The 9,969-nt window shown below is 66.9% G+C and carries 11 protein-coding genes and 1 pseudogene; 3 read left to right on the forward strand and 9 right to left on the reverse strand.

Features of this window, described 5'->3' with window-relative positions; genetic code table 11:
* Window positions 1–116 precede the first annotated feature (116 nt).
* Together serA and VFT73_RS05765 are read right to left on the reverse strand one after the other, a co-directional pair.
* Window positions 117–1,697, reverse strand: a complete 1,581-nt coding sequence (serA, locus tag VFT73_RS05760; RefSeq protein WP_326409211.1) for a phosphoglycerate dehydrogenase — start codon at window positions 1,695–1,697, stop codon at window positions 117–119.
* Between the two features lie 146 nt (window positions 1,698–1,843).
* Window positions 1,844–3,031 carry a phosphoserine transaminase gene (locus VFT73_RS05765; protein ID WP_326409212.1) on the reverse strand — a complete coding sequence of 396 codons (1,188 nt, stop codon included), beginning with the start codon at window positions 3,029–3,031 and terminating at the stop codon, window positions 1,844–1,846.
* Window positions 3,032–3,271: 240 nt separating this feature from the next.
* On the opposite strand from VFT73_RS05765, the gene VFT73_RS05770 reads away from it, so the two are divergent.
* The 3 genes from VFT73_RS05770 to VFT73_RS05780 all read left to right on the forward strand — a co-directional run bounded on the left by VFT73_RS05770 (window position 3,272) and on the right by VFT73_RS05780 (window position 5,631).
* Complete coding sequence (locus VFT73_RS05770) at window positions 3,272–3,982, forward strand: PEPxxWA-CTERM sorting domain-containing protein (protein WP_326409213.1); 711 nt, start codon at window positions 3,272–3,274, stop codon at window positions 3,980–3,982.
* A 123-nt stretch (window positions 3,983–4,105) separates the two neighbouring features.
* Window positions 4,106–4,720, forward strand: coding sequence for an extensin family protein (locus tag VFT73_RS05775; RefSeq protein ID WP_326409214.1), 615 nt, complete (start codon window positions 4,106–4,108; stop codon window positions 4,718–4,720).
* 38 nt (window positions 4,721–4,758) lie between these two features.
* Window positions 4,759–5,631 carry an LOG family protein gene (locus VFT73_RS05780; RefSeq protein WP_326409215.1) on the forward strand — a complete coding sequence of 291 codons (873 nt, stop codon included), beginning with the start codon at window positions 4,759–4,761 and terminating at the stop codon, window positions 5,629–5,631.
* Here the strand turns inward: VFT73_RS05780 and VFT73_RS05785 are convergent.
* The 7 genes and pseudogenes from VFT73_RS05785 to VFT73_RS05815 all read right to left on the reverse strand — a co-directional run.
* Complete coding sequence (locus VFT73_RS05785) at window positions 5,620–5,919, reverse strand: hypothetical protein (protein WP_326409216.1); 300 nt, start codon at window positions 5,917–5,919, stop codon at window positions 5,620–5,622. The genes VFT73_RS05780 and VFT73_RS05785 overlap by 12 nt on opposite strands.
* A 50-nt stretch (window positions 5,920–5,969) precedes the next feature.
* The gene (gene aroC / locus VFT73_RS05790) at window positions 5,970–7,031 is read right to left on the reverse strand and encodes a chorismate synthase (RefSeq protein WP_326409217.1); all 1,062 of its coding nucleotides are present in this window, start codon (window positions 7,029–7,031) and stop codon (window positions 5,970–5,972) included.
* Window positions 7,028–7,282, reverse strand: coding sequence for a DUF2442 domain-containing protein (locus VFT73_RS05795; protein WP_326409218.1), 255 nt, complete (start codon window positions 7,280–7,282; stop codon window positions 7,028–7,030). Before VFT73_RS05795 ends, aroC begins: the two co-directional genes overlap by 4 nt.
* Window positions 7,266–7,508 (reverse strand): DUF4160 domain-containing protein, encoded by a 243-nt coding sequence (locus VFT73_RS05800; RefSeq protein WP_326409219.1) that lies wholly within the window; start codon window positions 7,506–7,508, stop codon window positions 7,266–7,268. Before VFT73_RS05800 ends, VFT73_RS05795 begins: the two co-directional genes overlap by 17 nt.
* Complete coding sequence (gene fabI, locus VFT73_RS05805; RefSeq protein ID WP_326409220.1) at window positions 7,508–8,311, reverse strand: enoyl-ACP reductase FabI; 804 nt, start codon at window positions 8,309–8,311, stop codon at window positions 7,508–7,510. The genes VFT73_RS05800 and fabI overlap by 1 nt, the downstream gene beginning before the upstream one ends.
* The gene (locus VFT73_RS05810; RefSeq protein WP_326409221.1) at window positions 8,308–9,300 is read right to left on the reverse strand and encodes a YihY/virulence factor BrkB family protein; all 993 of its coding nucleotides are present in this window, start codon (window positions 9,298–9,300) and stop codon (window positions 8,308–8,310) included. The genes fabI and VFT73_RS05810 overlap by 4 nt, the downstream gene beginning before the upstream one ends.
* Window positions 9,301–9,306: 6 nt before the next feature.
* Window positions 9,307–9,840: pseudogene (locus VFT73_RS05815) on the reverse strand (J domain-containing protein); the annotation flags it as partial.
* Between the last annotated feature and the right edge of the window lie 129 nt (window positions 9,841–9,969).

Here is a 9,969-nt window from a genome sequence, read left to right on the forward strand (position 1 = left end):
CGCAGGATGGCGGCGGCCGCATCCGCTTGCGGGGGGAGCCGGTCGCGCAGACCTTGGGGAAGGAGGGCAGTGGTCATGAGCCTGCCCCTCTCCCCAATGGGGAGAGGGTTGTCCAGTCACCCGAACCGCAGCGCCTTCACCTTCTTCACGCCAGGTAGCTTGCACAGCTGCTTCAGCAGTGGTTCCGCCACCGGCGTGTCGACGGACAGCAGCAGCACCGCTTCGCCGCCGGCGTCGCGGCGGCCGAGGTGGAAGGTGCCGATATTGACCCCGGCATCGCCAAGCGCGGTGCCGATACGGCCGATGAAGCCGGGCGCGTCCTCGTTGACGACGTACAGCATCGGGCCGGTCAGGTCGGCTTCGACCTTGATGCCGAACAGCTCGACCAGCCGCGGGTTCTGGTCGCCGAACAGGGTGCCGGCGACCGAGCGTTCGCCTTCCGACGTGGCGACCGAGACCCGGACAAGCGTGTGGTAATCGCCTTCGCGGTCATGCCGGACCTCGCGCACGTCGAGCCCGCGCTCCTTGGCGAGGAACGGCGCGTTGACCATGTTCACCGTGTCGGAGAAGACCCGCATCAGCCCGGCCAGCACGGCGCCGGTGATCGGCTTCTGGTTGAGCTCCGCAGCAGCGCCCTCGACTTCGATGTTGATCTGCGTCAGCCCGCCATGGGCGAGCTGGCCGACCAGCGAGCCGAGCTTTTCCGCAAGCAGCATGTAGGGGCGCAGCCGCGGCGCGTCCTCGGCCGACACCGACGGCATGTTGAGCGCGTTGGTGACGGCGCCGGTCAGCAGAAAGTCGGACATCTGCTCGGCCACCTGGATCGCGACATTGACCTGCGCTTCGCTGGTCGAGGCGCCAAGGTGCGGCGTCGACACGAACCCTGGCGTGCCGAACAGCGGCGACGCGGTCGCCGGCTCCTCGACGAACACATCGAGCGCCGCGCCCGCGACATGGCCGGACTCCAGTGCATCCTTCAGCGCCGCTTCGTCGACCAGCCCGCCGCGCGCGCAGTTGATGATCCGCACGCCCTTCCGCGTCCTGGCGAGATTCTCGGCGGAAAGGATGTTGCGGGTCTGGTCGGTCAACGGGGTGTGCAGGGTGATGAAGTCGGCGCGCGCCAGCAGCTCGTCGAGCGTGACTTTCTCGACGCCCAGCTCGCGCGCCCGCTCGGCCGACAGGAACGGGTCATAGGCGGCGACCTTCATCTTCAAGCCGAGCGCGCGGTCGGCGACGATCGAGCCGATATTGCCGGCCCCTATCAGGCCCAGCGTCTTGCCGGTCAGCTCGACCCCCATGAAGCGGTTCTTCTCCCACTTGCCGGCCTGGGTGGAGCGGTCGGCTTCGGGAATGTCGCGGGCAAGCGCGAACATCAGCGCGATCGCGTGCTCGGCAGTCGTGATCGAGTTGCCGAACGGGGTGTTCATCACGACGACCCCCTTCGCCGAGGCGGCGGGGATATCGACATTGTCGACGCCGATGCCGGCGCGGCCGACGACCTTCAGGTTGGCGGCCGCATTCAGCACGTCGCGGCCGACCTTGGTCGCGGAGCGGATGGCGAGGCCGTCATAGTCGCCGACGATCGCGACCAGCTCTTCCTTGGAAAGACCGGGTTTCTCGTCGACCTCGATGCCGCGATCGCGGAAGATCTGTGCGGCGCGAGGGTCCATTTTGTCGGAAATGAGGACTTTGGGCATTTGCTTTTCCTTTGCCCCTCTCCCGCTTCGGGAGAGGGAGGGGTCCACGGCGGAGCCGTGGGAGGGTGAGGGTAAGGAGGTGAGGACTGCCCTCACCCGTCTCGCTTCGCTCGCCGCCCTCTCCCGCAAGCGGGAGAGGGGCTGGGTCAGCCGGTTTTCACCTGCAACCATCCCCAGTCGAGCCAGGGGCCGAGCGCCTCGATGTCCGCCGCGTCGACTGTCGCGCCGCACCAGATGCGCAGCCCTGCGGGTGCGTCGCGGTGGCCGGCGATGTCATAGGCGGCGTCCTCGCTCTCCAGCTTGGTGGCAAGCTTCTTGACCAGCGCCAGCCGGCCTTCCTCGTCCAGCCCCGACACCGCATCGTCCGCGAATTTCAGGCAGACGCTGGTGGTGGATCGGATCGCCGGATCGACCACGAGATGGTCGAGCCAGGGCAGCGCCTCGACGACGCGGTCGAGCGCTCCGGCATTGGCGATCGATCTCTCGATCAGTCCCTCCAGCCCGCCGACCTCCTTCGCCCATTCGAGCGCGAAGATATAATCCTCGATCACGAGCATCGACGGGGTGTTGATCGTCTCCCCCTGGAAGATGCCTTCGATCAGCTTGCCGGCCTTCGTCATCCTGAAGATCTTCGGCAAGGGCCAGGCGGGCGTGTAGCTCTCCAGCCGCTCGACCGCGCGCGGGCCCAGGATCAGCACGCCATGCGCCGCCTCGCCGCCCAGCACTTTCTGGAAGCTGAAGGTGGTCACGTCGAGCTTGTCGAACGGCAGCGGCATCGCAAACGCCGCGCTGGTCGCGTCGGCAAAAGTGAGGCCCTCGCGATCGTCCGGAATCCAGTCGCCGTCCGGCACGCGCACGCCTGAGGTGGTGCCGTTCCAGGTGAAGATCACGTCGTTCGTGAAATCGACCGCGGAGAGGTCGGGCAGCGCGCCATAGGGCGCCTTCATCACCGTCGGCTCGATCTTCAGCTGCTTGACGGCATCGGTGACCCAACCTTCACCGAAGCTTTCCCAGGCGAGCAGAGTGACCGGTCGCGCGCCCAGCATCGACCACATCGCCATTTCGACGGCGCCGGTGTCGGACGCGGGCACGATGCCGATGCGGTGCGTGTCGGGCACCTGCAGCACTTCGCGGGTGAGGTCGATCGCGTGGCTCAGCCGGCTTTTGCCGAGCTTCGAGCGGTGCGAGCGGCCGAGTGAGCCGTGCGGCAGCCGCTCGAGCGCCCAGCCAGGCGGCTTGGCACAGGGTCCGGATGAGAAATAGGGGCGCGCCGGCTTTTCGGCGGGGCGGTCCTGACGCACTTCGAGCGTCAGGTCGGCAACAAGTCCAGTCATGTAACTCTCCTCGCAGAGAGCGCGCGCCGCGTTGGGACGGCGTGGCCCGCCGACGGGAATAGTGGCGCGCCGGGAGATGTCAATCGCGGCATGCCTGTCCCGGATCGGGACGCAATTGATTCCTCGGATTCATCCTATGTGAATCCACAAACAGGCCGTTCTGGTGTATGAACAAGGTGACGAAAACAGGCATGGTTGCGCCTGAATCGCGTAACATCAGGTGCTTAGGGGGTGTGACTCATGAAAAGACTTCTTCGCGCAGCGGCGATGGCGAGCGTTTGCGCCATGGCGTTGCCGCAGGCAGCTTCGGCGGCGACATGGGTCAGCACCCTCAATTCGAGCGACGCTCAATCCAATGGCCCGTGGGGCACCGTCACGTTGGACGAGCTCGACGCGAACACCGTCGAAGTCACGCTGTTGCTCGCCCCCGGCTACAAGATCGTCGATACCGGCGCGCACCACGCGTTTACGTTTAACCTGGTTGATTCGCCGAACAGCAGCGTCAGCATCGTGACGCCGACCGGCGGCACCAATCCGCTCACCTATCTGGGTGAAGGTTCGTTCGGCAATCCGCCGTTCGGCAGCTTCGCTAACGCCTTTTCGTGCTGCGGGCCGGGGGCCAACAACTCCAAGACGACGCCTTTCACCTTCACCGTTTCCAACGCCAGCGGCATCAGCTTCGCGGGCCAGGGCTATACCACCGACACCAACGGGAACCTGGCCAGCTTCGGCACCGGGAATCGCTTCGGTCCGAACAGCGGCGGCTGGTGGTTCGCGGTCGACGTGATCGCTCCGAACGGCGGCCCCACGGGCGCGGTCGGCGCTGGCACCCCGGTCCTGGTGACCACCCCCGTTCCGGAACCGGCGACCTGGGCGATGATGATCGGCGGCTTCGGCCTGCTGGGCGCGGCGGTCCGTCGCCGTCGCGCTGCCGGTCGCGCGATCGCCTAAGCGCCTCGATTCGCGCCGTTCGACTCGGACGCGCCACGGTTCGCCGCGGCGGCGATTCTCGCACGTACCCGATTCCGTCATGCTCCCCCGATGGGGCGAGCGCGGGCAATCATTGCGGCATGCATGGGGCTGGCGGCCTGTACCGGCGGCGTCAGCGAACGCCGCGCGCCGGCGCCGCAGCCGCCCAACCGGCTCACGAACGATTCGCCGCAGACGCGCGTCTGCCTCGCCAATCTTGGCCAGCTCGCGAACTTCCAGTCGGTGCCGGACCGCGACTTTGGCGAAGGCTGCTACATCTTCTCCAGCGTGAAGCTGACCGGGACCGGCGTGCCCGTCAGCAATTTGGGACCGATGACCTGTTCGCTGGCCGCGACCTTCGCCGGCTGGGTCAGGAGCGGCGTAATGCCGGCGGCACGGCTCTACCTCGGTTCGGAACTGGCGCGGGTGGAGACGTTCGGCAGCTATTCGTGCCGCAACATCAACGGCCGGCAGAGCGGCAACCGTTCCGAGCACGCGACCGCCAATGCCGTCGACGTCAGCGGCTTCGTGCTGGCCGACGGGCGGCGGATCACGATCAGGCAGGACTGGGATTCGGACGATCCGGCGGTGCAGAGCTTCCTCGCCGCGATCCACACCTCGGCCTGCCGGCGGTTCAAGACCGTGCTCAGCCCCGACTATAACGCCCTCCACGCCGATCATTTTCATCTGGACATGGGCCGCGGGCCGTTCTGCCGGTGATTGCTCCTTAACGCGCGCCGTCCTAAGCGCGACCGCTTATGACAGACACCCGCGTTCCCGCCCGCGTCTTCCCCAATGCCCAGGACGAGGCCGAAGCCGCCAAGAACCTGACGCAGACGCCGCAGACCATGCACCCGGCCTACCGGCTGGCGTTCCAGGACACCGATTTCCTGCTGCGCGAGGATCTGCGCCCGGTCCGTTTCCAGCTGGAGCTGCTGAAGCCCGAGCTGCTGCTGGACGAGGCGCAGATCGGCTCGACCTTCGTCTTCTACGGCTCTGCGCGCATCCCGGAACCCGCCAAGGCCGAGGCACTGCGCGAAGCCGCAACGGACGATTTCGGGCGGCTGGTGGCGGAGCGGCTGATCGCGAAGTCCAAATATTACGACGTCGCGCGCGAGCTGGCCCGGCTCGCCAGCCAATGCCCGCGCGACCTGGAGGGGCAGCGGCATTTCGTCGTCTGCTCGGGCGGCGGACCGTCGATCATGGAAGCGGCGAACCGCGGCGCCGAGGACGTCGGCGCGGAATCGATCGGCCTCAACATCATGCTGCCGCACGAGCAGACGCCGAACGCTTATGTGACGCCGTCGCTCAGCATGCAGTTCCACTATTTCGCGCTGAGGAAGATGCACTTCCTGCTCCGCGCGCGGGCAGTGGCCGTGTTTCCCGGCGGTTTCGGCACGTTCGACGAGACGTTCGAGCTGCTGACGCTGATTCAGACCGGAAAGGTCTCGCCGATCCCGGTGCTGATGTACGGCCGCGAATTTTGGGAGCGCGTCGTCAATTTCGAAGCGCTGGCCGAAGAAGGCGTGATTGCGCGCAAGGACCTCGACCTGTTCAGGTTCGTCGAGACCGCGCAGGAAGGCTGGGACTATGTCCGCAAATGGTGGCGCGACCGCCCGCTAACGAGGTGAGGGCGTAGCCTTGGGCGGCTGGTCGTCACGCGTATCGGCGGCGCTGTTGTCCGGGTTCTCCGGCGGCCGCTGGTTGGCGTGCTCCGGGTCCATGATCGTCGCCGGGTCGGGCGCGGGCGGCCGTGCCGAGGGCATCGGCGTCGCGCTCGGCGAGGGGCTCGGCGCGACCAGCGGTGTCGCCGTGGGCGAAGGCGTCGGGCTGGAAGAGGGCGCGGACGTCTGGCACGCAGCGCCGGTCGCCAGCACCGCGATCAGGACGGCCCCGCTGCCAAGAATGGGCGTGCGCATCTGATTGCTCCTTCAAGCGAGGGAAACGCTGCTGCCCGCGAATCTCTCCTTCACCCGCACTGGGCGCGGTGGAGGAGTTTCTGGTCCGCCAGCACCAGCGCCATCATCGCCTCGACGACCGGAGCGCCGCGGATGCCGACGCAGGGATCGTGGCGACCCTTGGTCGCGATCTCGGCCGCCTCGCCTGAGCGGGTGATCGTCTCCACCGGGGTGAGGATCGAGCTGGTCGGCTTGAACGCGACGCGCAGCCGCACCGGCTGGCCGGTCGAGATGCCGCCCGCGATCCCGCCCGCATGGTTGCTGCCGAACACCGGTGCACCGTCGCCCGGTCGCATCCGGTCGGCATTTTCCTCGCCGCGGAGTCGCGCGGCCGCGAAGCCGTCGCCGATCTCCACGCCCTTGACCGCGTTGATCGACATCGCGGCGGCGGCGAGCTCCGCGTCGAGCTTGGCGTAGAGCGGCGCGCCCCAGCCGGCCGGCACCCCGGTCGCTTCGCCCTCGACGATCGCGCCCAGCGATGAGCCTGCCTTGCGCGCGCCGTCGATCAGGGCCTCCCAGCGCGCCGCTGCGGCGGCATCGGGGCAGAAGAACGGGTTGCGGTCGATCTCGGCCGCGTCGAAGTCCTGGATCGCGTCGCCGCCGACTTCGGCGACCCAGGCGCGGACCGACACCTCCGGGATCACCAGCCGCGCCACCGCCCCCGCGGCCACGCGCATTGCCGTCTCGCGCGCTGAGGATCGGCCGCCGCCGCGATAGTCGCGGAAACCATATTTCGCGTCATAAGCATAGTCGGCGTGACCGGGCCGGTAGGCCTGCGCCACCTCCGAATAATCCTTCGATCGCTGGTCGACATTGTCGATGACCAGGCTGATCGGCGTGCCCGTCGTCCGCCCCTCGAAGACGCCGGAGAGGATGCGGACCTGGTCCGGCTCCTGCCGCTGGGTCGTGAAGCGCGACTGGCCCGGCCGGCGCTTGTCGAGCCAGGGCTGGATATCGGCGTCGGACAGCACGAGCCCAGGCGGGCACCCGTCGACCACCGCGCCGATCGCCGGCCCGTGGCTTTCCCCCCAGGTCGTGAACCGGAAGACGCGGCCGAAGCTGTTGACGCTCACTCGGCAGCTTGGGCGGGCGGCGCAAACGTAACGCGCGCAGCCATCATTCCTTGGACCGAAATGTCCTCGTCCAGCTGGTCCCAGTGAACGCCTGAGGGGCTGAGCTCGTAAGCTTCGAGCTGATCCGGGCGTGCTCCCAAAAGACGAGGGTACCACGCAAGCGGCACGATGATCGTGCGCCCGTCATCGAGCGCCACGCTCATCGTGTCCTCGTCGAACGAGACGTGGATTGGTTCAGGAAAAAAACTCATGCCACCGTTCCTCGAATTCGTCTCGACGCTCTATGACGATCGCCAATAGCATTTTGAGCGTGCGCGGGTCTACGCGCCTGTCGCTTGCGACCCTGACGACCGGAGTCAGCCAAATCTTCGCTTCGCTTCGATCCTTGCGGACATGCACATGCGGCGGTTCAAGCGGCATGCCTTCTCGCGAATAGAAATAGAATTTCCAGCCGTTATACTCGAAGAGCTTGGGCATCAGGCCAGCGCGATGTCCGGGGCGTCCTTCTGCTTCATGCCGACGACGTGATAGCCAGCGTCGACGTGATGCGTTTCGCCGGTCACGCCGGACGCGAGATCGCTGAGCAGGTAGAGCGCGGACCCGCCGACATCCTCGATCGTCACGTTGCGGCGCAGCGGCGCGTTCAGCTCGTTCCATTTGAGGATGTAGCGGAAATCGCCGATGCCGCTGGCGGCGAGCGTCTTGATCGGCCCGGCCGAGATCGCGTTTACCCGGATGTTGTCCGGCCCGAAATCGTTGGCGAGATATTTGACGCTGGTCTCCAGCGCCGCCTTGGCGATGCCCATGACGTTATAGTGCGGCACGACCTTTTCGGCGCCGTAATAGGAAAGCGTCAGCAACGCGCCGCCGTCCGGCATCATCTTCGCCGCACGCTGCGCGACCGCTGTGAAGCTGTAGACGCTGATGTTCATCGTCAGCAGGAAATCGTCGAGCCCGATCTCGGCATAGCGGCCGCGCAGCGTTTCCTTGTTGGTGTAGCCGATCGCATGAACGACGAAGTCGATGGTCGGCCAGCGCGCGGCCAGCTCGTCGAAGGTGCGGTCGAGCGCGGCCATGTCGGAGACGTCGCAGTCGAGCAGGAAATCGGAGCCGAGCTCGGCCGCCAGCGGGCGCACGCGCTTCTCCAGCGCCTCGCCCTGATAGCTGAAGGCGAGCTCCGCGCCCGCTTCCCTCAGCTTCTGCGAGACGCCCCAGGCCAGGGACCGCTCATTGGCGAGGCCCATGATAAGGCCGCGCTTGCCCTTCATCAATTGGTTCACGTGATGCCTTCCTCCGGGCTGGAATCGCGCTCCTTTAGCGCGCTGTCGGGAACCACCGCTAGTGCCGCGTTCAGATGCGCGCCGAAGACGAGGCCGAGGCCGATCGTAAAGAAGTAGATCAGGGTGATCGTAACCCCGGCGAGGCTGCCATAGGTCAGGTCGTAATTGCTGAACAGCGCCAGCACGACCGGCAGCAGCGATGTCACGGTCAGCCACCAGACGGCGATGAACAGCGGGCCGGGCCATTTTCGGCAATCGGTGCCGCGATAGCGGCGCGGCGTCATCACCAGGAACAGGAGGTAGAGCGCGCCGAAAATGAAAAGGCCGGGAATCAGCTTCGATGCGGTGATGATGAGCAGCAACGTCTCGTCCGCGAACGGCACGAAGCGGGTGATCGCCTCTTCCAGCGCGGTCAGCAAGGCCTGCAGCACGAACGAGAACAGCACCAGGATCACCGATCCGATTACCGTTGCCGTGTAGCGCAGCCGCGCGCGCCAGAACGGCGCCTCGCTGCGCACGCCATAGGCTCGGTAGATGATGTCCTTGATCGTGGCGATGAAGCCGCCGGCACTCCACAGCCCGCCCAGCGCGCCCAGCCAGAGCAGCGTGCCCGAACGTGCCAGCAGCACGTCGCTGATCGGCTTGCGCAGCACCTCAGCGACGCTGCGCGGCACCTGGCCCAGGAACTCGCCGACCGCCTGCGCCGTGGCCTGGCCCTGCCCGAAGGCATGGGCGAGCGCGGCGACCACGATGAAGAACGGGAAGATGGTCAGCAGGGTCAGATAGGCAATGTTGCCGGCATGCACGAAGCCGTCGTTCCACACGCCCGAGATCGCGCGGCCCAGGATCTTGCGGAACCGCGAACCCGGCCGCAGATATTTCAGCGTTTCGTCGACCTTGGCGTGGGCTTTGAGCAGGCGCCGGCGTCGCGCCTCGGGCGTTTGCGGGGCCGGACCCTCGACCTGGAATTCGGATTCGGCGTCGATCACGCCGGTTTAGACGCCCAGCCCCGCGCGCGGGTTGCGCTCGCCTGCGTTCCAGCCTTCGACGAAGGAGCGGAGCGCGGCATCGTCGGCGGGAATATCGATCATCAGCGTGACCAATTGGTCGCCGCGATCGCCGGCCTTGCGGTGAAAACCCTTGCCCTTCAGGCGCAATACCCGGCCCGAGCTGGAGCCGGCCGGCACGTTCAGCATCACCGGGCCGTCGACCGTGGGCACCTTGATCTTGCCGCCCTCGACCGCTTCCTTCAGCGTCACCGGCAGGTCGAGCAGCACATTGTCGCCGTCGCGCTTGTAGAAGCGGTGCGGCTCGACCTCGACCGTCACGATCGCGTCGCCGGTGCCGCCCGGCCCGGGCTGCCCCTTGCCGGCCAGCCGCATCTGGGTGCCGGTTTCGGTCCCCGCGCGCAGCTTAAGGTCGATCGTCTTGCCGTCTGCCAGCGTGATTCGCTGCGGCTTGAGTGCCGCTGCATCTTCGAAAGACACGCGCAGCCGATAGGCGGCGTCGGCGCCGCCGCCCCGTGGCGCCGACACCGCCTATCGGCTGCGCGTGCCGTTCGAGGATGCGGCGAGCCTGAAGACGCAGCGGATCACGCTTGCCGACGGCAAGACGATCGATCTGAAGCTGCGGGCCGGAACCGAGACCGGAACCCAGAT

The sequence above is a fragment of the Sphingomonas sp. genome, from assembly GCF_035758555.1.
In the GTDB taxonomy this organism is placed as follows: domain Bacteria; phylum Pseudomonadota; class Alphaproteobacteria; order Sphingomonadales; family Sphingomonadaceae; genus Sphingomonas_B.

Excerpts from the sequence above, each read along its gene's own strand:
- VFT73_RS05800 (WP_326409219.1), bottom strand. The coding sequence starts at position 7,508 with ATGCCCAAGCTCTTCGAGTATAACGGCTGGAAATTCTATTTCTATTCG.
- VFT73_RS05785 (WP_326409216.1), bottom strand. The coding sequence starts at position 5,919 with ATGCGCACGCCCATTCTTGGCAGCGGGGCCGTCCTGATCGCGGTGCTG.
- VFT73_RS05795 (WP_326409218.1), bottom strand. The coding sequence starts at position 7,282 with ATGAGTTTTTTTCCTGAACCAATCCACGTCTCGTTCGACGAGGACACG.
- VFT73_RS05770 (WP_326409213.1), top strand. The coding sequence starts at position 3,272 with ATGAAAAGACTTCTTCGCGCAGCGGCGATGGCGAGCGTTTGCGCCATG.
- VFT73_RS05780 (WP_326409215.1), top strand. The coding sequence starts at position 4,759 with ATGACAGACACCCGCGTTCCCGCCCGCGTCTTCCCCAATGCCCAGGAC.
- VFT73_RS05775 (WP_326409214.1), top strand. The coding sequence starts at position 4,106 with ATGGGGCTGGCGGCCTGTACCGGCGGCGTCAGCGAACGCCGCGCGCCG.
- serA (WP_326409211.1), bottom strand. The coding sequence starts at position 1,697 with ATGCCCAAAGTCCTCATTTCCGACAAAATGGACCCTCGCGCCGCACAG.
- VFT73_RS05765 (WP_326409212.1), bottom strand. The coding sequence starts at position 3,031 with ATGACTGGACTTGTTGCCGACCTGACGCTCGAAGTGCGTCAGGACCGC.